The 21,121-nt window shown below is 58.2% G+C and carries 21 protein-coding genes; 8 read left to right on the forward strand and 13 right to left on the reverse strand.

Translation table 11 applies throughout. The features are described from left to right. The 4 genes from AF70_RS00005 to AF70_RS00020 all read left to right on the forward strand — a co-directional run. A partial coding sequence (locus tag AF70_RS00005) for a hypothetical protein (protein WP_197032273.1) occupies nucleotides 1-352 on the forward strand: 352 nt, incomplete at its 5' end. Then, a complete protein-coding gene (locus AF70_RS00010; RefSeq protein ID WP_155954669.1) occupies nucleotides 349-606 on the forward strand; it encodes a hypothetical protein in 258 nt (85 codons plus the stop codon). The genes AF70_RS00005 and AF70_RS00010, both read left to right, overlap by 4 nt. 875 nt (nucleotides 607-1,481) lie before the next feature. After that, complete coding sequence (locus AF70_RS00015) at nucleotides 1,482-1,718, forward strand: I78 family peptidase inhibitor (RefSeq protein WP_081791084.1); 237 nt, start codon at nucleotides 1,482-1,484, stop codon at nucleotides 1,716-1,718. Between the two features lie 131 nt (nucleotides 1,719-1,849). Next, nucleotides 1,850-2,176: a hypothetical protein gene (locus AF70_RS00020; RefSeq protein ID WP_028941044.1), complete on the forward strand. Its 327-nt coding sequence runs from the start codon at nucleotides 1,850-1,852 to the stop codon at nucleotides 2,174-2,176. 291 nt (nucleotides 2,177-2,467) lie between these two features. Here the strand turns inward: AF70_RS00020 and AF70_RS00025 are convergent, their stop codons facing one another. Next, nucleotides 2,468-2,722: a hypothetical protein gene (locus AF70_RS00025; protein WP_028941045.1), complete on the reverse strand. Its 255-nt coding sequence runs from the start codon at nucleotides 2,720-2,722 to the stop codon at nucleotides 2,468-2,470. Nucleotides 2,723-2,875: 153 nt separating this feature from the next. Between AF70_RS00025 and AF70_RS00030 the strand changes: the two genes are divergently transcribed. Both AF70_RS00030 and AF70_RS00035 read left to right on the forward strand, forming a co-directional pair. Then, entirely contained in the window at nucleotides 2,876-3,346 is a 471-nt protein-coding gene (locus AF70_RS00030; RefSeq protein ID WP_019578451.1) for a hypothetical protein, read from the forward strand. Between the two features lie 655 nt (nucleotides 3,347-4,001). Beyond that, nucleotides 4,002-4,325 (forward strand): hypothetical protein, encoded by a 324-nt coding sequence (locus AF70_RS00035; RefSeq protein ID WP_026286336.1) that lies wholly within the window; start codon nucleotides 4,002-4,004, stop codon nucleotides 4,323-4,325. A 174-nt stretch (nucleotides 4,326-4,499) separates the two neighbouring features. On the opposite strand, the gene AF70_RS00040 is transcribed toward AF70_RS00035, so the two are convergent. After that, a complete protein-coding gene (locus AF70_RS00040) occupies nucleotides 4,500-6,290 on the reverse strand; it encodes a bifunctional diguanylate cyclase/phosphodiesterase (protein WP_019579683.1) in 1,791 nt (596 codons plus the stop codon). A gap of 134 nt (nucleotides 6,291-6,424) precedes the next feature. Beyond that, nucleotides 6,425-8,506: a carboxy terminal-processing peptidase gene (locus AF70_RS00045; protein WP_169342449.1), complete on the reverse strand. Its 2,082-nt coding sequence runs from the start codon at nucleotides 8,504-8,506 to the stop codon at nucleotides 6,425-6,427. 140 nt (nucleotides 8,507-8,646) lie between these two features. On the opposite strand from AF70_RS00045, the gene AF70_RS00050 reads away from it, so the two are divergent. Further along, nucleotides 8,647-9,609, forward strand: a complete 963-nt coding sequence (locus AF70_RS00050) for a zinc-binding dehydrogenase (protein ID WP_028941046.1) — start codon at nucleotides 8,647-8,649, stop codon at nucleotides 9,607-9,609. A gap of 113 nt (nucleotides 9,610-9,722) precedes the next feature. Here AF70_RS00050 and AF70_RS00055 read toward each other — a convergent pair whose 3' ends face one another. The 6 genes from AF70_RS00055 to AF70_RS00080 all read right to left on the reverse strand — a co-directional run bounded on the left by AF70_RS00055 (nucleotide 9,723) and on the right by AF70_RS00080 (nucleotide 15,128). Then, on the reverse strand, nucleotides 9,723-10,376 hold the full coding sequence (locus AF70_RS00055) for an HAD family phosphatase (protein WP_007936171.1): 654 nt from the start codon (nucleotides 10,374-10,376) through the stop codon (nucleotides 9,723-9,725). A gap of 34 nt (nucleotides 10,377-10,410) precedes the next feature. Continuing rightward, entirely contained in the window at nucleotides 10,411-11,400 is a 990-nt protein-coding gene (locus AF70_RS00060) for an ABC transporter ATP-binding protein (RefSeq protein WP_028941047.1), read from the reverse strand. After that, nucleotides 11,397-12,197, reverse strand: coding sequence for an ABC transporter permease (locus AF70_RS00065; RefSeq protein WP_018925174.1), 801 nt, complete (start codon nucleotides 12,195-12,197; stop codon nucleotides 11,397-11,399). Before AF70_RS00065 ends, AF70_RS00060 begins: the two co-directional genes overlap by 4 nt. Then, nucleotides 12,184-13,020, reverse strand: coding sequence for an ABC transporter permease subunit (locus AF70_RS00070; RefSeq protein WP_169342458.1), 837 nt, complete (start codon nucleotides 13,018-13,020; stop codon nucleotides 12,184-12,186). Before AF70_RS00070 ends, AF70_RS00065 begins: the two co-directional genes overlap by 14 nt. 5 nt (nucleotides 13,021-13,025) lie before the next feature. Further along, nucleotides 13,026-13,832, reverse strand: a complete 807-nt coding sequence (locus AF70_RS00075; RefSeq protein WP_028941048.1) for an alkaline phosphatase family protein — start codon at nucleotides 13,830-13,832, stop codon at nucleotides 13,026-13,028. 228 nt (nucleotides 13,833-14,060) lie between these two features. Then, on the reverse strand, nucleotides 14,061-15,128 hold the full coding sequence (locus AF70_RS00080) for an ABC transporter substrate-binding protein (RefSeq protein ID WP_018925177.1): 1,068 nt from the start codon (nucleotides 15,126-15,128) through the stop codon (nucleotides 14,061-14,063). A gap of 351 nt (nucleotides 15,129-15,479) precedes the next feature. On the opposite strand from AF70_RS00080, the gene AF70_RS00085 reads away from it, so the two are divergent. Continuing rightward, nucleotides 15,480-16,193 (forward strand): UTRA domain-containing protein, encoded by a 714-nt coding sequence (locus AF70_RS00085; protein ID WP_007940851.1) that lies wholly within the window; start codon nucleotides 15,480-15,482, stop codon nucleotides 16,191-16,193. 35 nt (nucleotides 16,194-16,228) lie between these two features. On the opposite strand, the gene AF70_RS00090 is transcribed toward AF70_RS00085, so the two are convergent. The 4 genes from AF70_RS00090 to AF70_RS00105 form a co-directional block, all read right to left on the reverse strand. Continuing rightward, the gene (locus tag AF70_RS00090; RefSeq protein WP_028941049.1) at nucleotides 16,229-18,382 is read right to left on the reverse strand and encodes a mechanosensitive ion channel family protein; all 2,154 of its coding nucleotides are present in this window, start codon (nucleotides 18,380-18,382) and stop codon (nucleotides 16,229-16,231) included. Between the two features lie 77 nt (nucleotides 18,383-18,459). After that, nucleotides 18,460-18,636: a hypothetical protein gene (locus AF70_RS00095; RefSeq protein ID WP_169342450.1), complete on the reverse strand. Its 177-nt coding sequence runs from the start codon at nucleotides 18,634-18,636 to the stop codon at nucleotides 18,460-18,462. 251 nt (nucleotides 18,637-18,887) lie between these two features. Beyond that, nucleotides 18,888-20,177, reverse strand: coding sequence for a M18 family aminopeptidase (locus tag AF70_RS00100; protein ID WP_019579692.1), 1,290 nt, complete (start codon nucleotides 20,175-20,177; stop codon nucleotides 18,888-18,890). A 242-nt stretch (nucleotides 20,178-20,419) separates the two neighbouring features. Then, complete coding sequence (locus tag AF70_RS00105) at nucleotides 20,420-21,055, reverse strand: RluA family pseudouridine synthase (RefSeq protein WP_028941050.1); 636 nt, start codon at nucleotides 21,053-21,055, stop codon at nucleotides 20,420-20,422. Nucleotides 21,056-21,121: the final 66 nt, after the last annotated feature.

Below are 21,121 nucleotides of genomic sequence, written 5' to 3' on the forward strand. Positions count from 1 at the left end.
TGGTGCAAAAGGCATTCCCTCTATTCCTGACTCAGGAGCAAGCAGTGCAGCTAATGCTGCTAGACTCAAAATGCAAATGGTTGCTGAGCAGGCGGCCGGAGCAAGGGCACCAACACAGATCACTAGCTATTCAAATCACGCATTGGAGCAATTTGCAGGAAGGGATGGTGGCATTGGTGTAAGCCAGTCAGCACTCAGTGGAGCTTGGTCTAGTCCTCTAAAGATTGAATATGTCCCTTCAAAGTATGGTCCAACATTTAGGTATACGGGGACGGATGCAGTCATAGTGGTCAATGCTGAAGGTAAAGTTGTCACCGGTTGGGGGAAATCAGCTGCGGGGACCGGTAAATGAGTAGCCTCTTAACAAGCGCCCAATTACAGCTTTTATTTGCGTTGTGCTTTATGGCAGGAGAGCACCAACTGGCACTGGCTGAGAAATTACTTAATAGTTCATTATCATCAAGTGAGGTGGATGAGCTTTGTGAGTTGATTTCTAATGAATTTTTGATAAATGGAATAGAGGAAAGCTTCGAGCCGAATGGTTATGGCCTTGAGCTAGAACTGCTTCTGGATGCGGTCAACAGAGGTCGTGGTCAAGGTCGTTAGAGCTTCGTAATTTTTTGGCTCTTTGGTTGGTGCAAAAGATGTGGTGCCTAATCCAGGTAAGACCGCTGTATATTCTTCGACGGCGGAAGACGGCACTGTGCAGTATGTTGGTATTACCGATAATCTTGAAGCGCGGTCAGCGGCACACTTATCCCAGAAAGGCATTGAGATTGATGCAATACCAGGTCTTCAGAATATATCTCGCAGTGATGCGAGGGCAGTTGAACAAGTGTTGATCGAATACAACGGCTTAGGAGAGAAATAGGGGGCAGACCACAATTCTTTTTGAAGGATAAGCAAAAACGTGGTCTGTCCCCTATTTCCCCTGGTCTGTCCCCTATTTCCCTTTCGCATTCTGCCCTAGGCGTACTGCGGACTATGGCGGCCCAGAATCTGCCCTGATTTTGCCCTAAACATGCCCACTTAGCAGATCTGACAGGATCGAGCTGGGGACGTTAGGCGGTAACTGGCAATCTCAATGATGGGTTGGGCGTAGCAGTTCCCCATCGCCTCGTTGTGACTTCTTTGTTGAGTAGCAATTTGGGACATCGGTTAGGTTATGTCGGGGTACGTGGCGGCAAGCCGTGTTGCTGGCCTTAACGCTCAATCTTGCAATGTGTGCATGGTGGGCCTTGAATGGCACCACTGCCCATCCCGCAGAAATGACACTAACGCCTCATTTTTTTACAATCAAACGCTATATAACTAATATCTAAATATTCTTATGATTACTGGATGAAGGATTATAGTTTTTGACAAACCGCTAACTTAAATCTTCAATAAATTCTGAGGGAGCCAGAATTTCGCAATCAGCAACATCAATGAAAGGGAGTTCACAAACATGATCATAAAGTCGCTTAGTCTAGCGTTACCGATTGTTAATCGGTACTATCGCTCAGGCGAATGCAGCCTGCAATGCATCACTCGTTCAAAATCTGGTCGGTACCACGGCCACTTTCAACACAGTGAACAACGCCATTCAAACGGCGGGAGCAGGAAGCACCAGAGTAATTGAAGAAAGCAACCCAATCATGACCAAAGATTTCGTTCCTAACCGCCTGACCATCTTTACTGACCTGAACAATAAAATAAAAAGTTTAGCCTGCAATTAACAAGCAAAAATAAAGCTAGATGGGACACCCATTAGCCGGTCTCGAATCGAGGCCAGCTAATGGGCCAGAAGATTGCGCTTGTTTGCATGGAATAAGTACAAGCGAATTACATTAGACAGGAGTCACGCATTATGAATGGAAATACAAGGCTTTGTGCCAAGAGTATGGCGCTACTACCCCTGTTCGCCATCGCGATAGCCCATTTCGCTATGCCGCGTGAAGCTTACGGTGAAGGTTGGTTGAATGGGGTGCCATTCCAGCAAACGGACTCGGAAATAATTGAAGAGCACTATCAAGGATGTCTGAAAAAAAATCCTAAATTGACAAGGGCGGAGGCGGCGAAACTTGACCAGCAGTGCAATCCGCTTACCCCCCGTCCCGCCATGTCCCCCGAAGAATTGAAGGCTCTGAAAGATAGCTTGAATGCCGCCATGATGAGGTCAAAACAGGCCAATTGAATCGAATTTTTCACAAGGAAGGTCTGAGATACCCACCGGTTTTTTGATGCCTTCGCTGCCTGAGGTTCAAAAAACCAAGTTTTCGGCAAATCAGAAGGAAATAAATCAGTCCCCTTTTTGGTCGCCGTCCGCTGGTATACGCCATCCAAATTATGTCCTCAGGTCGACTGACTGCTTTGTTGATTGCAGCCAATAGTGACAGGCAGTAATCGGTCGGGAGCAGTCAGTCACGCCCGACTGCTTCTGATCCCACGCAGACAGATCTGACTCTTGAGCCCGGCCCGTGAATGATCAGAGCGCACCAGCAGCCATTCTCAGTAGCTTAGAAAAATGGTTGATGGCGATGTTGATGTCTTCCATCGTGTCGCCATCCCACGCTTCGATCGTTTCCAACTCGGCCCTGAGGGATGCGATGCGCCTCTCGATCTCTACAATTTCCGCGGCTCCGCATTGCGACGCAATCGCGGCCCATTTTTCATGGGAGATCCGCTCCTGGATGGAAAGCCCTGACCGAGCTTCCGCGATCAGCGTTGAAAGTCTGCTCATCGAATTCTGTGTCCTGAACGATAGAAGGCGCCACCGATTCTAACCATACTGACATCCGATTTCGGCCAAAAGCAGTCGTTGAGAAGGTTGCGTTAGTACTGGTAATGGCACTGAACTATTAGCTAGGCTTTTCGCTTTTATGGAGCGCAGTAGATGTCTGTTTTTGAAATCTCACCACTCGAAGCCATTGGTCCCGTGCGGCTTGGCGTACCACGCGCTGTAGCGAGGCAAACAATGGCTGCCATTGGATTCCCACTCGAGAACTCCCACGACGGCGTTGATTATTTTTGCGAATCCTGCATGCAGTTTTCCTACGGGCCAAGCGATGAAGTCTGGTTTATTGGTGTCTGCGGAAACCCGAATTTCACGTTCGTGTTCAAGGGCATCGATGTCTTCGCGCGCTCTGCCACCGAAGTGTTTTCATTGATGGCTGCTTCAGATAATTCTGGCCCTCATGATTTCACCTCATATGAATACTGGTTTCCAAACCAAGTCCTCTCACTGTGGGATGCGGATGAACAATACGACCGCCAGGAAGGAGAAAGCCGCGAGGTCTGGGGTCAGATCGGAATAGGAAACAGCGCTTACATGGCAGCCATTCGCGCTATTAAGAAAAAGGCGTGATGGACCATACCTTTACTTTAAATGAGATGGTTTGAAGGACAGCTTTGGGTCGATTTCTGCCTGTCGCCACCGGCAGCTATAGGTCCAGGCTGTGTAAAAACGCAGGCCTCGTTTTGAAGTCTGTGTCGCTACGTAAAATCTGACCGTGATTGGCAGATCAGTGGTCCTGAAATTTGCGTAGGAACGCGGTTTTCGTTCCGATTCGAACCTTCAAACCTGCTCTAAAACGTTTTTACACAGCCTGGGTCGAAACCGGCCAACCCACGGTGGAGAAATCAAGCCAGGCTTCAGCGAAGCCTTCCCCCACGTTTGCCTTTTTTGAGCGAAATTTCTGGGCAAGGTCTTCGGAAGTTTCCTTCAAGTTGTGGCGGTTTTCGTGAACTGGTGCGCAGTGAGTTCGATCGCTAGGCTTTAGTGGTCACTGAATATCAGTGAGGGGGTGTAGGAACCCTTTAAGCATCGGTAATGCGTTAGCAATCGAAGTCAGATTTGCGGCCGTCAATGTGCGTCCGTAATATCTGTCGCGGCGGCTATGCGCGGGCACGCTTCGGCGTGGTCGAGTTTCCGATGCTCGGTATTCCTACCCCGCGTATAGCTGCCACCCAAGCCTGTAGGAAGGCTTTTGGCAGCTCCCATTTTCATCGGAAGGTCTCAAATGCCAACACTTCATCCTGATCCACCCTACGAAAAACCAATTCCCCACCCCAAAAACCGCTTCATGGCGTTGACCAGCAACTGCACTGATATGCCCACCCTGTTTGTCGACACCCACGCGCCGCTGGACATTCTGACCGAAGCCGCCAGCTATCGAATTCGCGCCGTCACCCAAGTGCTTGAGAACCTGTCCATGCGCGGCTCGGTCGAGTGCGATTCGATGATTCTCAGTGATTTTGCGTTGCTCTGTGCCATTCCGCTGAGGGATGGCTGTGATGTGCTGGATGTGATTGGGCGGCGGTTGCGGGCTCGGTCTTCGGACTAGAGCCGAGTGGTTCTTGTGGCGAGGGGGCTTGCCCCCGTTGGGTCGCGAAGCGGCCCTAAAAATCTGCGATTCGGTTTTGTCAGACATACCGCGGGGCTTGGTTTGGCGACTGCTTCGCAGTCGAACGGGGGCAAGCCCCCTCGCCACAAGAGCAGGATCAAAAGATCGCAGCCATCACCGTTGTCCGGCAACCAACGCTTCCTTAGTTGTCGGCACCGCCAAACTATCAATCACATGCACGCTATACCCCGGCACATTCTTGGCGTGGTGTTTGGCCTGCGAGGCCATTTCCGCTAGCTGGCTCGCGTCGAGCTGTCCGCAGGCCTGTGGATGCAGGTGCACCACGCCGATGGACAGGGACAGCAGCGGGAACTCCTGTCTTACGCCCTGGCGGTTGGGGGCGATGAAGCAGCCGGCTTCCAGGTGTTCGCTGCGGTAGAAGCGTCGGCATTGGCTGTGGAAGTCGTCCAGCAGTTGGTTGAGGCGTTTGCGCCAGTCTTCCGGGCCGAGCACCAGCAGGAAGTCGTCGCCGCCGATATGGCCGACGAAGTCGCGGGATGGGTCGACGCGGTCGTTCAGGCATTGCGCCAGGCACAGTAGGACTTCATCCCCGCGACCGTAGCCGTAGATGTCGTTGAAAGGTTTGAAGCTGTCGATGTCCACGTAGCAGATCACCGATTCCCGTTCCTGTTGCAGCAGCCGTGTCAGGCATTGCTGGATTGGTACGTTGCCCGGCAGCAGGGTTAGCGGGTTGGCGTAGCGGGCTTGCTGGATTTTCAGTTCGGTAATCAGTTTGAGCACGTCGATCACTCGGCCCAGGCCCAGATAGCCGCCGTTGAGGGTGATGATGAAGTCTTCTTCGATGCGTTGGCGGGCGCGGCTGGTGATCAAGCGGCTGACCTGTTGCAGCGACTGGCTCAGTTCCACGGCGAGGAAGTCGTCGCTCATCAAGCGGCTGATGGGTTTGCGGGCGAACAGGTCGGTGGCAAATGGCTTGAGCAGGGCGTCGGAGAGTGAATGACGGTGAACGATGCCGCACGGCCTGCCTTGCTTGTCGAGTACCGCCAGGGAGTTCAGGTTGGCCTGGCGGCGGAAGGCTTCCAGTACGGTGGCGGTCGGGGTGTCGCTGGCCATCGCCGGTTGGTCGTTGAGCAGGGCGCTGAGGTCACTGGCGTCCTCGTTCAGCATCGCTGCAGCGCTGGTTGGTTTGGGCATCAAGGTTCGGGCATCGCGGGGCGGATGCTCCTGGGGCCGGCAGAGCAAATAGCCTTGCACAAGATCGACGCCCATTTCGGTCAGCACGGCGAGTTCTTCTGGCAATTCGATGCCTTCGGCGATCACTTTTGCCCGCGAAGCCTTGGCGATCTGCAGGATCGAACCGACGAATTCACGTTTGAGCGCGTCCTGATGAATGCCGTCGATGAAGTGCCGATCGATCTTGACGTAATCCGGCCGCAATTCAGACCACAGCCGCAAGCTCGAATAACCCGCGCCCAGATCATCCAGCGCAATGGAAAAACCCATCGCCCGATAGTGATGCAGGGCGGTTTGCAGCAACTGGAAGTCGTCGGTCGGGGTCTGTTCGGTGAGTTCGATCACCACCTGGCTCGGCGGTATGCCGAAATCCTGCAGCAGTTGCAGGGTGCGTCCGGGTTGGTGGGCGGCTTCGAGCAGCGATTCCGGGGACACATTGAGGAACAGTTTGCCGGGCAGTTGCTGTTCATTGAAACGTCGGCAAGCGCTTTGGCGGCAAGCGATCTCCAGTTCGCTGAGGCGACCGGCCTGGCGAGCGACCGCGAACAGGGCAATGGGGGAGTGCAGCGGGCTGTTGGAGGGGCCACGGCTGAGGGCTTCGTAGCCGATGATCTGTCGTTCGGAGAGGGAGATGATCGGCTGGAACAGGCTGTGCAAACCGCTTTGAGTCAGTATTGAGCTCAAGGCACTCAGCTGTTCGGTTGTGGTCATGGCGATCTCTGGCGATAAAAAAAGGACCGGGAGCGCAAAGCTCCCGGTCCTTTATTTCACGACAGAATGATGTCTGTTTGATGACACTCCGGGGAGCGTCAGCATTAAATTGCCATCATCCTGATTGTCACCACTTAGTGCTTGGCGACCGCGGTGTTGAGTTTCAAGTAATCCAGCAGAATCCGCCCGGTCTCGCTCAGGTAGGCGTCGTCTTCTGGCTTGGTCTTGTCCGGCTCGGCCGCGATGGCATCTTCGTCTTCTTTCTTCAGCTCTTTGAGCGGTTCTTCACCCTTGGCCTTGCGACGGATGTTTTCCATGGCCAGTTGCTTGGCTTCGATATCGGCGTGTTGTGCACGACGGTCGGCTTCATTGAGGCTGACGGTTTTTTCGGCCATCAGCTTCTGGGCCAGGGCCAGTTTGTCGCGGATGAACACGAACTCCGCGTCTTTGGCCGTGCGCACGTCATGCTCGGACTTAAGCGCTGTGATGAACGGTTTGAACGGGTCGACCGCCGGCTTGATGGCCGCACGGATGGTGTCCCACGGCATGGCTTCCGGCAGGGCGCTTTCGCCGATTTCCTTGGTGTCGATGATCGACGGGTAATCGATGTCCGGCAGTACGCCCTGATGCTGGGTGCTCTGACCGGAAACCCGGTAGAACTTGGCCAGGGTCAGTTTCAGTTCGCCATGGTTCAGCGGCTGAATGGTTTGCACGGTGCCTTTGCCGAAGGTCTGGCCGCCGATGATCAGTGCACGGTGGTAGTCCTGCATCGCACCGGCGAAGATCTCCGACGCCGAGGCGGACAAACGGTTGACCAGCAGCGCCATCGGGCCTTTGTAGAACGCGCCCGGGTTTTCATCTTCCAGCACATCGACCCGGCCGTCAGCGTTACGCACCAGTACGGTCGGACCTTTGTCGATGAACAGGCTGGTCAGCTCGGTGGCTTCCTGCAAGGAACCGCCGCCGTTGTTACGCAGGTCGATGACCACGCCGTCGACCTTGTCTTTCTGCAGCTCGGTCAGCAGCTTCTTGACGTCGCGGGTGGTGCTCTTGTAGTCCGGATCGCCGGCACGGAAGGCCTTGAAGTCCAGGTAGAAGGCCGGGATCTCGATGACGCCGAGCTTGTAGTCCTTGCCATCCTGCTTGAGGCTGAGGATCGACTTCTTCACCGCCTGATCTTCAAGCTTCACCGCTTCGCGGGTGATCGGCACGATCTTGCTGGTCTGGTCATTCGGCGCATTGCTGGCCGGAATCACTTCCAGGCGCACCACGGTGCCTTTCGGCCCACGAATCAGTTTGACCACTTCGTCCAGGCGCCAGCCGACCACGTCGACCATCTCTTTGTTGCCCTGGGCCACGCCGATGATCTTGTCGGCCGGAGCCACCTGCTTGGTCTTGTCGGCCGGGCCGGCAGGCACCAGGCGCACGACTTTGACCTGGTCGTTATCGCTCTGCAACACGGCGCCAATGCCCTCCAGGGACAGGCTCATGTTGATGTCGAAGTTCTCCGCGTTATCCGGCGACAGATAGTTGGTGTGCGGGTCGTAGGACATGGCGAAGGTGTTGATGTACGCCTGGAAGATATCTTCCGCGCGGGTCTGGTCCAGACGCACCAGCTGATTCTTGTAACGCTTGGTCAGGGTTTCCTGAATCTGCTTTGGCTCTTTGCCGGAAATCTTCATCCGCAGCACTTCGTCCTTGACGCGTTTGCGCCACAGGTCGTCGAGCTCGGCGGTGGTCTTGAGCCAAGGGGCATCCTTGCGGTCGACCAGCAAGGTTTCCTTGGTGGTGAAGTCGATCTTGTCGACGCCCTTGTTCAGCTCGGCAAGGGCAAAGTCCAGACGCGCCTTGACGCGATCCAGATAGCGCTTGTAGATGGTGAACCCGGCGTTCAGGTCGCCGCTCTTGAGGAAGTCGTCAAACTGGGTTTTCCATTTGTCGAATTCGGCAATGTCACTGGCCATGAAGTAGCTGCGCGATGGATCCAGCAGCTTGAGGTAGCTGTCGTAGATGATCGCGGAGCGCGCATCGTCGAGCGGCGGCTTGCTGTAATGGTGACGCTTGAGCAATTCGACGACGTTCAGACTGGCGATGACTTCGTCGCGATCGGGCTGAAGCTTGTCCCAGCTGTTGGCTGCGAACGAATTGCTCGACATCGGCAAAAGACCGAGACCAATGACAAGAGCGAGGGCGGTGCTGGGGAAAAAATGCTTCATGCTGATTCGACGCGGGGACAATTGATCACGCATATTAGGCCGTCTTTGAAGTCGCCGGTTCCCACAAGGGCCGGTCGCATAATGCAAGAAAGCCCGGCGCTATAGCTTCGGGCTCAGTCCAGACTCACTATGGAGGCACTGTGAAAGCATTGCAAGGCGTTGAGGGGCGAGTGGAGTGGGTTGAGGAGCCGAGTCCTACGTGCGATGTAGGACAAGTTCGTATCCGAGTGGCGGCAGCGGGACTCAATCGAGCCGATTTGTTACAGAAAGCGGGCCTGTATCCGCCACCGCCGGGAGCCAGTCAAGCACTGGGTCTTGAGTGTTCGGGGGTGATCAGCGAGGTCGGCCCGGGCTCGTCCTGGCAGGTCGGAGATCGGGTTTGCGCCTTGCTGGCCGGGGGTGGGATGGCCGAAGAGGTAGTTGTCGACGGACGGCATGTGTTGCCGGTTCCCGAAGGATTGTCCCTGGCCGAGGCCGCGGCGCTGCCGGAAGTGTATGCGACTGTTTGGCTGAATTTGTTTCAGCTGGCTTCGCTAAAACCGGGTGAGAAAGTTCTTCTGCATGCCGGAGCAAGTGGAATCGGTTCAGCTGCCATTCAGCTGTGCAAGGCGTTTGGCAACCCGTGCTGGGTCAGCGTCGGCTCCGAGGATCGTCTGGCCTACTGCGAAGCGCTGGGTGCCCAGGGTGGCGTGGTGCGCAATAAGGATCTGGAGCGCCTGAACGATCTGGGGCCGTTCGATGTGATCCTGGATCCGGTGGGTGGCAACTACGCGGCATTGAACCTCAAGCTGCTGGCTCGCGATGGTCGTTGGGTGTTGATCGGTTTGATGGGCGGTCGTGAAGCGCAACTGGATCTGGCGCAGGTGCTGGCCAAGCGCGTGCAACTGCTGGGTTCGACCCTGCGCAATCGCGACGAGCAGTTCAAGGCCGATTTGTTCAGCGATCTCAGCCAGCACGTCTGGCCGCTGTTTGCCGAAGGGCGTTTGAGCCCGCAACTGGCCAGGACATTTGCGATCGAGGACGCCGAAGCGGCGTTTGCGGAGCTGGCGAGCAATCAGGTGTCGGGCAAGCTGGTGTTGGTGATTGACGATAGCCTGAGCTGAAATCGGGTTGGCTGCCAAAAGATCGCAGCCTCGCTTCGCTCGACAGCTCCTACAGGTGTAAACAATCCATTTGTAGGAGCTGTCGAGCGAAGCGAGGCTGCGATCTTTTGCTTTTACTTCCAGATATGGATCGGCCAGCCGGCTTTTTCGGCGTGTTCGAGCAACACTGGATCCGGGTTCACCACATGCGGGAAATCCACCTTCAGCAGCAGCGGTAAATCGTTGCGTGAATCGGAATAGAAACTCGCGCCTTCAAGGTTTTCCTCTTCGGCATCCAACCATTCCAGCAAGCGGGTGATCTTGCCTTCGCGGTAGGTCAGGGTGCCCACCGTGTTGCCGCTGTACACCCCGTGCGCCACTTCCAACTCGATGCCGAGAATCTCGTCGATGCCCAGACGGTCGGCAATCGGCTTGACCAAATGCGTGCCCGAGGCGGAGATCACCAGAATCCGGTCTCCGGCCTTGCGGTGGGCGGCGATGGTTTTGGTGGCGTCGCTGAATATGATCGGCTCGATGAAGTCTTCCACCCAGGGCGCTACCAAGTGCTCGAGCTCTTGCGGCGTGCGACCGATCAGCGGCTCCAGGCTGAAGGCCATGTAGTCTTCCATGGCCAGGTGGCCCCTGCCGTACGCATCCATCAATTCCTTGTCGCGACGCAGGAAGGATTCGCCATCGACCCAGCCGAGGCGGGCCATCTGTTCGCTCCATAGCGAGGCGCAGTCGCCGTGGATCAGGGTTTCGTCCAGATCAAAAATTGCCAGGGCCATCAGTGCAGTTCTCTCTTCAACATCAGCAAGGTCATCAGGCTACCTTACACAGGGCTGTCGGATCGATGGAAAGTGCCAGGCGCTGACCATCGGGATGCAGGTCGGACGCCGAGCGGTTCAGCACATCCACCACCAGTTCCACGCCCCGGGCTTCGACCCGGTAGCGAATTACGTTGCCCAACAGGCTGTGGCTGCGCACCTGCGCGTCGAGCTCACCGTTCAGGCTCAGTTCGATGGCCTCCGGACGAATGGCGATGCGGTGGGTGATCGGCCGTTGCAGCAGTTTGCTGGCGCTGTCGGCGTCCAGCAGGTTGTAGTTGCCGATGAAGCCTGCGGCAAACACGTCGACGGGGGCGGTGTAGAGGGTTTCGGCATCGCCGCTCTGTACGATCTTTCCCTGATTCATCAGGAAGATTCGGTCAGACATGGTCAGGGCTTCTTCCTGATCGTGCGTGACGAAGATCGTGGTCAGGCCGAGTTCGCGCTGGATCTGACGGATCTGTTCGCGCAAGTGCTTGCGAATCCGCGCATCGAGCGCCGACAGCGGCTCATCCAGCAACAACAGCCGAGGCCGGGTCACCAACGAACGAGCGAGGGCGACACGCTGGCACTGGCCGCCGGACAGTTGATGCGGGTAGCGGGCGGCGAAGTCATTGAGTTCTACCAGTCTCAGCACTTCGGCGACGCGTTTTTGGCTGTCGTCGGCGTTGACCTTCTGCATGCGCAAACCGAAGGCGACGTTCTGCTCCACGGTCATGTTCGGGAACAGCGCATAACTCTGGAACACCATGCCGATTCCGCGTTTCTGCGGGCTCAGTGGGACGAGGTCGTGACCTTCCAGCAGAATCTGGCCACCGTCCACCGAGGTCAGGCCGGCGATGCAACGCAGCAGCGTGGACTTGCCGCAACCGGACGGGCCGAGCAGGGTGACGAATTCGCCTTTCTTGATTTCGCAGTTGATGTCACTGAATACGGTGGTGCCCGAGTAATCTTTTTGAAGATGTTGGACGCTCACATAGCTCATTCGCTTTTGTCCTTGTTCAAGATATTGGCCACCCAGGTCAGAACCAGCACAAAGAAGAAGTAGGAAATCACCAGCGCACTGGTGAAGTGGCCGCTGCTGTTGCGCATGTTGTTGAGGTAGACCTGCAGGGTTTCGTAGCGGGTGCCGACGAGGATGTTGGCGAACACGAACTCACCGAACAGGAACGAGAAGGACAGCAGCAACGCTACCATCAGCCCCTTGCGCAGGTTCGGCAACACCACCAGGAAGGCTGCTTGCCAAGTGCTGGCGCCGAGCAGTTGCGCGGCGTCCATCAGGTCGCGCAGGTTGATCGCTTGCAGGTTGTTGGTGATCGCCCGGTACATGAACGGTAGCGCCACGGTGAAGTAGCAACCGATCAGAATCCATGGCGTACCGACCATCGCGAACGGCCCCGAACCGTAGAGCTGCAACAGCCCCACCGACGACACCACCGGCGGCACCGCGAAGGGCAACAGGATCAGGATGTTCATCAGCGCATCGAGCTTCGGGAAGTGGTAATGCACCACGAACAGCAGCGGCAGAATCAGCACCACCGACAGAATCAGCGAGCCGATACAAACCAGCAACGACTGACCGAATGCGTCGAGAAAGCGCGGATCGCTCCACAGCTGGATGTACCACTTGAAGGTAAAGCCGCTGGGCATAATCGTCGCCGACCAACTGCTGGCGATTGAGTAGATCAAGGTTCCGAGCAGCGGCAACAACAGAATGGCAAACAGCAAATACACGATGACCCGGTGGTAGACACCGACGGGCCCCAGTTCAGCGCGAGACATGGTAGCTCCTCTTCAACAGCAGCTGATGCACGATGGTCACCAGGGTCATCAACGCCACCAGCACCACGGCCAAGGCGCTGGCGAGGTTCGGGTCGAGGGAAATGTCGCCGGACACCATCGCCGCGATACGGATCGGCAACACGTTGAAGTTGCCGGTGGTCAGCGCGTAGACCGTGGCGTAGGCGCCCAAGGCGTTGGCCAGCAGAATCACGAACGTGCCCAGCAGCGCCGGGGTCAGCACCGGCAGACCGATGTGTCGCCAGAATTGCCAACCGCTGGCCCCGAGCAAGGCGGCGGACTCACGCCAGTCTTCGCGCAGGGCATCGAAGGCCGGGTAGAGCAACAGCACGCCCAGGGGAATCTGGAAGTAGGTGTAGAGAATGATCAGCCCGGTTTTCGAGTACAGGTTGAAATCCTGAATGATTCCGGCCTGTTTCAGCATGATGGTGAAGGTGCCGTTGAACCCCAGCAAGATGATGAACGCGAAGGCCAGGGGCACGCCGGCGAAGTTGCTGGTCATGTTGGCGAACGCATTCACGAAGTTGCGCAGTTTCGAGTCGACCCGGCGCAGGGAGTAGGCGCCGAGCACGGCAATGACGATGCCGAATACGCTGGACCAGAAACTGATCTCGAGGCTGTACTGGATCGCCTGCAAATAGAACTTCGAGTTGAAGATTTTGCTGAAGTTGGCCAGGCCCCAACCGAACTCTTCCGATTGCAGGCTGTTGATCATCACCCAGAGCAGCGGGGCGATCTCGAACACGAAGAAGAAAATCGCGAAGGGCACCAGGCACAGAGCGGCCAGCCATTTACCGCGGGTCATGGCATTCACTTGAGCAGCTCCCGGCACACAGGTTTGTCGTGGGGCACGCCCAGCAGTTCGCAGACGGTGCCGCACAGTTCGGTTTGTTTCGGTGCAGCGCCTTGGTTGAAGCTGAAGGCGTCGCCGAGGACGAACAGCGGCACTTCGCGTTCTTCAGGCAGCAGGCCGTTGTGCGAGCGGTCGTTGTTCATGCCGTGGTCGGCGGTCACCAGCACCTGGTATCCGGCATCGAGCCAGCCTTGCAGGTAGTCGGCGAGGATGACGTCCGCCGAGCGGGCGCTGTTGCGGTATTGCGGGGTGTCGAGGCCGTGCTTGTGCCCGGCGTCGTCGATGTTCATGGGGTGGACCAACAGAAAGTTCGGCGCGTGGCGCAGGCGCAGGTTTTCCGCGTCGGCGAACAGGTGCGAGTCCGGGTAGTGGTCGCTCCAGTAGAAGTGACCGTGCTGGATCGGCAGTTTCGGGTCGTCGGTGTGACGGTCCCGGGCGGCCACGAACGGTGAACGGTTATACAACTCGCTGACCCAGTGATAGGCCGCGGCGGCGGTTTTCAGGCCGGCGTCGGTGGCGTAATGGTAGATGCTGCGCTGATTGGACAGGCGCGAGACGTTGTTGTGAACGATGCCGCTGTCGATCGGCGTAACGCCGGTCAGGATGCATTCGTAAAGCGGTCGGGACAGGGCCGGCAGTTCGCACTCCAGTTTGTAGAGCACCGCGCGTCCTGCGCCAACGTAAGCCTGCAGATGCCCCATGGCGTGGCGCGCGACTTCGTAATTGAGGCCGTCGAGCACGACAAGGATGACGTTGTGCTTCATGGGGGTGGGACTCCGCGAAAACAGATGATTCAAGTACGCAACCAATCCCTTGTGGGAGCGGGCTTGTGTGGCGAGGGGGCTTGTCGGACCGCCGCATCGCCCCGTTGGGCCGCGCAGCGGACCCAGTATCTACGAGCGCTGCGCACTCGAACGGGGGCAAGCCCCCTCGCCACAGGCCCGCTCCCCCATTTGGATCTCCATCGGAGTTCCAAATGGGGATTGACCGCCTTACGGCATATTGATGATGACTTCTTCCTGCCACTTCTGCGGCAGCGACTTGGAGGTCTTTTCCCACGCGTCGGCGTCTTTGATCGGCGTGACCTTTTTGTACTGTTCGTTAGGCAGCAGCTTGGCCTTGACCTCTTCCGGCAGAGTCAAATGCTCGGCGCGAATTGGACGGGCGTTGCCTTTTGCCAGGTTGATCTGGCCAGCGTCGCTGAAGATGTATTCGCGGGCCAGTTTGGCGGCGTTCGGGTGCTTGGCGTATTTGTTGATGATGGTGGTGTAGCCGGAAATCACCGAGCCATCGGATGGAATCAGCACGGTGTAGTCATCCGGATTCGCCATCTTGGCCTTGTAGCTCAGGCCGTTGAAGTCCCAGACCACGCCGACTTCGATTTCACCCTTTTCCATGGTGGCGATCGTCGGGTTGGCCATGGACAGGCGGCCTTGCTTGGCGATGTCGGCGAACAGCAACAGGGCTGGCTGAATGTTTTTCTCGTCACCGCCATTGGCGAGGGCGGCGGCCAGTACGCCGTTGGCAGCCTGGGCTGCGGTGCTCACGTCACCGATGGAGACTTTGTACTTGCCGCTCTTGAGGTCGGCCCATTTGGTCGGTGCTTCGGAACCGTGCAGCAGCTTTTTATTGATGATGAACGCGATGGAGCCGGTGTAGGCCAGTGCCCAGTTACCGTCCTTGTCCTTGGCCCAATCCGGAACCTGTGCCCAAGTACTCGGCTTGTAAGGTTGCACCACGCCCTGCTTGACCGCGATCGGGCCGAAGGCGGCACCGACGTCGCCGATGTCGGCGGTGGCGTTGTCTTTTTCGGCGGCGAACTTGGCGATTTCCTGGGCCGAGCTCATGTCGGTGTCGATGTGTTTCAGGCCGTATTTCTTAGCCAGGTCTTCCCAGGTGCCTTTCCAGTTGGCCCAGTCATCGGGCATGCCGACGCTGTTGACGGCGCCTTCCGCTTTCGCAGCGGCTTCGAGTGTTTTCAGATCGGTATCCGCCGCCATGGCGGCAGTGCACAGGGCAATGGTCGAGCCTAACAGTGATGCCAGGAAAAACTGTTTCATCCGAAGCTCCTTTGGGCGTTTTCAACGCTGCGATTGCGGTTGTGTTGGTCTAGGTCAGCAATACCTGAGCCAATTTAGGCGTTCTGGATGACATTTTGATGTCGACGACCGGTCGGCCTGAATTTCCTGCGCTCGGATACGCGGGGTGCGAGATAAGCGTAGACCATGGCTAAAGGGCTGATATGAAAGGGACTTGGCCATGAAATTGCAGGTGTCTGAAGCAACCGTTCGGCGGCTTTGTCATCTGTCAGTCATCTGCAGTGCCTAGGCTTGCAGGCAGTTGATGGAGCCCGGTTTCGATCGCGGTTCTGCCCTGAATCAGTGCTGGTCTAGTCCAGATAGGTAACGTTGATGCGCATCGAGACAACCAAAGCGGTGACAGCGATCGGGCAGGTTCTGCAAGAACAGCTCGACCACGGGCTGTTGGCGCCCGGGAGCAAGTTGCCGGCCGAGCGCAAGCTCAGTGAGTTGTTCGGTACCACGCGGATTACCGTGCGTGAGGCGTTGTTGCAGTTGGAGGCCCAGGGCCAGATTTATCGCGAAGAGCGGCGTGGCTGGTTCGTGTCGCCACCACGGCTGGCTTATAACCTGATGCAGCGCAGCCACTTTCACGCGATGGTCAGCGCCCAGGGGCGGGTGCCGTCCACCGAGGTGATTTCCGCGCGTTTGCAACCGGCGTCAGCGGCGGTGTGTGCCTGGTTGCAGTTGCCGGCGCTGTCGAGCGTGATCCAGATCTGCCGCTCGCGACGGATTGACGGGCGATTGGTGCTGTACGTGGAGCACTACCTGAATCCACAGTATTTTCCGGGGATCCTGGACTTCGATCTGAATCAGTCGATGACCGAGCTGTATGCGCGGCATTACGACTTGCACTACGGGCGGGTGCGCTTCGAGATTGTGCCGACCGCGCTGTCGGTGGACGCCGCGGCGGCTTTACGGGTGTCGGTGGGCAGCCCGGGGTTGCGGATTGCCCGGGTCAACTACGATCAGCACCAGCGGCTGATCGATTGTGACCTGGAGTTTTGGCGCCATGATGCGATTCATGTCGGGGTGGATGTGGTCTGAACCCGTGCTGCGCCTGCCCACACGATATTTCCCGTCTACGCAGATTGTTCGCCACCGGGGGTGATCACCTGAATGCTCATCCGCGGTGTCGCCAGATCCAGCCCGGCCTCATCCAGATGCCGCTTCAGCGATAAATTGAATGCCCGGGACACTTCCCACTGCTTGATCGGCGCGGTCTTGAAGCGGGCGCGAAGAATCGCATTGCCTGACTCGAAACTCTCTACACCCTGAATCTCAAGCGGCGACCAGATGTTGCGCCGTTGCAGCGGGTCGGTGCGCATTTTCTGGCCGACGTCGCGCATCAGCTTGATCGCCTCGTCGATGTCCATGTTCGAGGGCACCGCCACCCGGAAGATCGCGTAGCCGAACTCTCGGGAGTAGTTCTTGATGCTTTTGATTTCACTGAACGGAATGGTGTGGACGATGCCGTCGATGTCCCGCAGGCGCACGGTGCGGATGGTCAGGCCTTCGACTGTGCCCAGGTGGCCGCCGACGTCCACATAGTCGTCGATGGCCAGGGAGTCTTCGATGATGATGAACAGCCCGGTGATCAAGTCGGCCACCAGCGATTGCGCGCCGAAGCCGATGGCCAGGCCGATCACACCGGCACCGGCCAGCAGCGGCGTGACGTTCATGCCCATGTTCGCCAGGGCGACGATCAGCGCAATGATGAAAATCGCCACGAACAGCACGTTGCGGATCAGCGGCATCATCGTCTGCGCCCGGGCATTGGCCAGGCCTTTGCGCGAGCGGGTGAGGGCGTGGTGCACGGCGGTGTCGCTGAGAATCCAGATCAGCCAGGCAAAAATCAGCGTGCCGCCGAGGCTGAACAGCTTGACGCTGACTTCATGGCCTTCGCCTTCGGTGAAGCGAATCAGCGACATGCCCCAGACCCGCAGGCCGAGTTCGATGAACGCCAGCCACACCAGTAGATGGGCGAGGGTATAGAAGAAGCTTTTCAGGCGATCCGAATACAGCGCATGGCGTTTGGGGCCGCGTTGAGGCTTGAGTGAATGACGGCGCACCAGCCCGTTGATGACCATGCACAACACCAGCAGCACGGTGCAGATCAGCGACTGACGCAACGCGGTGCTGGTGTCGCCGGCAGAGACGAAGGTGGCGAACAGCGAGATGCCCACCAGCACCAGCGCCGGCAGATACCAGAACGTCCCGAGGATTTCGATCGTGTCGCTCAAGGCTCGGCGGGTCAGGCGCCGAGACAGCGGCTGGTTGCGGATCAGGTGCGCGATAGGCCTGCGGAAACGCAGAATGAAAAAACCTGTGAAGATCGCCGCCAGTACATTGGCGAACGTCGCCGCCGTATGGGCCAGATGCTCACCGAGGCTGGCGATCAGGCGCGGGTCGTTCAGGGCTTCACCGAAGGCGGCGAAACTGCCGATCAGCCACAACGGGCGGAAGGCCTGATGCCGCAGGATGTACAGGGCGCGGTGGCGATGCGGGCCATCGAGCAGGGAAAACGCGATGACGCAGATCGCCGAGAAACAGGTACCGACCACCAGCGCATAAGCCAGCACCATGGCCAGGCTTTTGCCCAGTGACGAGGGCAAGGCGTAGGTCATGTAAACCGTCATGACCAGGGCGATCATCCACGGCCCGAGTTTGCGCAAGGCAAAGCGCAGCATGTCCAGGGCCTTGGGGTGTTGCGGTAGTTCTTCGGTGAGACCGAAGCGCATGCGCACCCGGTGGCCGAGCCAGATCAGGGCGGCCGCCAGCAGGCTCCAGACCATCAGGATCATGGCGAAGGCAAAAATGATTGGCAGCCATTCATTGGCCGGCAGCATGAGTGCCACCAGTTCATCCTTGGCCAGATCGACTTCTTCGGACCAGCGAGTGAGGGGGCTGTCGGTGCCGGAAAATTGCTTTTCGAAACTGGCCAGGGTGCCGCCGATCAGGCCCAGCACGCCTTCTTCTGTGGTCGGTTGGGCTTTTTTGCTGACGTCGCGCAGCTTTTTCAGGTCCGCCAGCAGTTTGGTCCGTTGCTGATCGTTTTCCAGCGACTTGATGACTTCGTCCAGCGACTGCCCCAGTGGAGCTTGCGCTTCGGGCTGGGTTTTCGCCGAGCTGCTGAGCAGCCCCGGCAAGCCGGCCGCCTGGGCAGGCGTCAGCGGCAGCAGCGTCATCAGGCAGACAAGGAACAAACAGGGCAGGGCAAAAAGACGAGCGAACACTAGGCGGTTAACCTCGAATGAGCGGATCGGCCGAGTGTACGAGCCCATCAAAATCAATGCGAGCCAGGTGAAAGGGTTTATTCGTTGAGCTTGGCGAGGATCTTGTAGATCACGGTAGCGAGGATCATCAACATGCCGACCCACATCACGAACACACCGACGTTCTTGTCGCGAAAGTTGAAGCCGACGGCCAGCATGATCATCCCGGATAGAATCGGAACCAGCATGGCGTGAAACGAAGACATCGAGATCATGGTGACAGCCTTGTCGGAGGGGTTACTGCAAGTCTAGGCGGCTTTCGGGCGGGCGTTGGTGATGTGTGGCAGGGACGGGGTATGACTGTTGCTTGAGCAACGAGCTTCCTGTGGCGAGGGGGCTTGCCCCCGTTCGACCGCGAAGCGGTCGCAGTGCCTGCTCATGCGCTGTGCCAGACAGAACGCAATGGCAGGTTTTGGGGCTGCTTTGCAGCCCAACGGGGGCAAGCCCCCTCGCCACAGGGACAGGGTTATGGCAACTCGTGGCAGGCGTAAAACGCGCTCAGCACTTTGACCAGGTGCGCCAGGTCATGGCTGCCGCACAGCTCGCGGATCGAGTGCATGGCGAACGTCGGCAGGCCGATGTCCACGGTGCGCACGCCCAGGTGGCTGGCGGTGATCGGGCCGATGGTCGAGCCACAGCCCATGTCGCTGCGCACCACGAAGCTCTGCACCGGTACTTCTTCGGCCATGCACAAATGACGGAAGAACCCGGCGGTTTCGCTGTTGGTGGCGTAGCGCTGGTTGCTGTTGACCTTGATTACCGGGCCGGCGTTGAGTTTCGGGCCGTGGTTGGCGTCGTGCTTGTCGGCGTAGTTCGGGTGCACGCCGTGGGCGTTGTCGGCCGAGACCAGCAGGGATTTCTGAATGGTCCGTACGAATTCATCCCCTTCGGGCAACAAGCGACGCAGGGTTTGCTCAAGCATCGGACCGTCGGCGCCACAGGCCGAGCAGGAACCGACTTCTTCGTGATCGTTGCAGACCAGCACGCAGGTTTCGTCGGTCTCGGTTGTCAGCAACGCCTGCAGGCCGGCGTAGCACGACAACAGGTTGTCCAGGCGAGCGCCCGCGATGAAATCGCCATGCAGGCCGATGACCGCGGCGCTTTGGGTGTCGTAGAAACTCAGCTCGTAATCGAGCACCACGTCGGCATTCAGGCCATGTTCGCGGGCCAGTTGATCGGTGAGCACGGCGCGGAAGTCCACGCGTTCGTCACCGGCGAATTGCGCGAGAATCGGCGGCAGTTCGGTCTGGGCATTGATCGCCCAGCCCATGTTGGCTTCACGGTTGAGGTGAATGGCCAGGTTCGGAATGATTGCAACGGGGGCCTTGAAGTCGATCAACTGGCTCTCGACCTTGCCATCGCGGCGGAAGGTCACGCGGCCGGCCAGGGACAGATCACGGTCGAACCACGGCGCCAACAGTGCACCGCCATAGACTTCGACGCCCAGTTGCCAGAAGCCCTGGCGTTGCAGTTCCGGCTGGGGTTTGACCCGCAGGCACGGGCTGTCGGTGTGCGCGCCGACCAGGCGAATGCCGCCGTGCAGGGGCGAATGACGGCCCATTTTGAACGCGACGATCGAGGAGTCGTTACGGGTGACGTAGTAACGGCCATTGGCTTCGGTGGCCCACGGCTCGCGCTCGTCGAGGCGCACAAAACCGGCCGCTTCCAGGCGCTGGACAAGGCTGGCGGTGGCATGGAACGGGGTAGGGGAGGCCTTGAGGAAGTCGATCAGGCCTTGGTTCAACTCTTCGCGCATAAGAAGCTCCAGACAGCAGTGGCGCCAGTTTAACGTATTGAAAGCGCAAAGTGCGGCGGGTGAAGAACGGCTGTTGTGGCGAGGGGGCTTGCCCCCGTTCGGCTGCGAAGCAGTCGTAAATCCTGTTTGCACGGTGTGCCCGATAGAATACGGTCGCCGGGCTAGGGAGCGCTTCGCACTCCAACGGGGGCAAGCCCCCTCGCCACAACGGCTCCCTCGACACTGAAGCCTGGGCACCGCCGTTAGAACGGTGCCGGGCACTCAAAGCGCAGGCGTTCGCCGCTTTGCGGATGGGTGAAGCTCAGCATGCTCGCGTGCAGGCACAGGCGTGGCCAGGCGGCCAGGGCTTGTTCATGGGCGTAGAGACCGTCACCCAGCAACGGGTGGCCGATGGAGAGCATATGCACGCGCAACTGGTGGGAGCGGCCGGTGATCGGCGTCAACTCGACGCGGCACCAGTCGCCACAACGCTCCAGTACGCGCCAGAAGGTCAGGGCGTGCTTGCCGAATTCGTGGTCCACCACGTGACGTGGCTTGGTCGGCGGATCGTAGCGCAGGGGCAAGTCGATGCTGCCACTGTCCAGTTCCGGTTGTCCCCAGCACAGGGCGGTGTAGGCCTTTTCGGTTTCGCGGTCGTGAAATTGCCGAGACAGCTCGCGATGAGTGTCCGGGTCACGGGCCAACAGAATGATGCCGGAGGTTTCCCAGTCCAGCCGATGGACAATTCGCGCTTCCGGGTAGCCGTTTTCTTGCAGGCGCGTAATCAGGCAGTCCTTGTTGTCATCGGCCCGTCCGGGGACGGAGAGCAACAGGGTCGGTTTGTCCACCACCAGTACGGCGGCGTCCTGATGGATGATGCGGATGTTGGACAACGGCATTAAAACAGCCTCGTAACAAACGCCAACGGCGACTCAGGCCCCCTCCAGTCATGGAAGGGCCCTGCG

This window comes from Pseudomonas sp. KD5, from assembly GCF_012932895.1.
Classification (GTDB): domain Bacteria; phylum Pseudomonadota; class Gammaproteobacteria; order Pseudomonadales; family Pseudomonadaceae; genus Aquipseudomonas.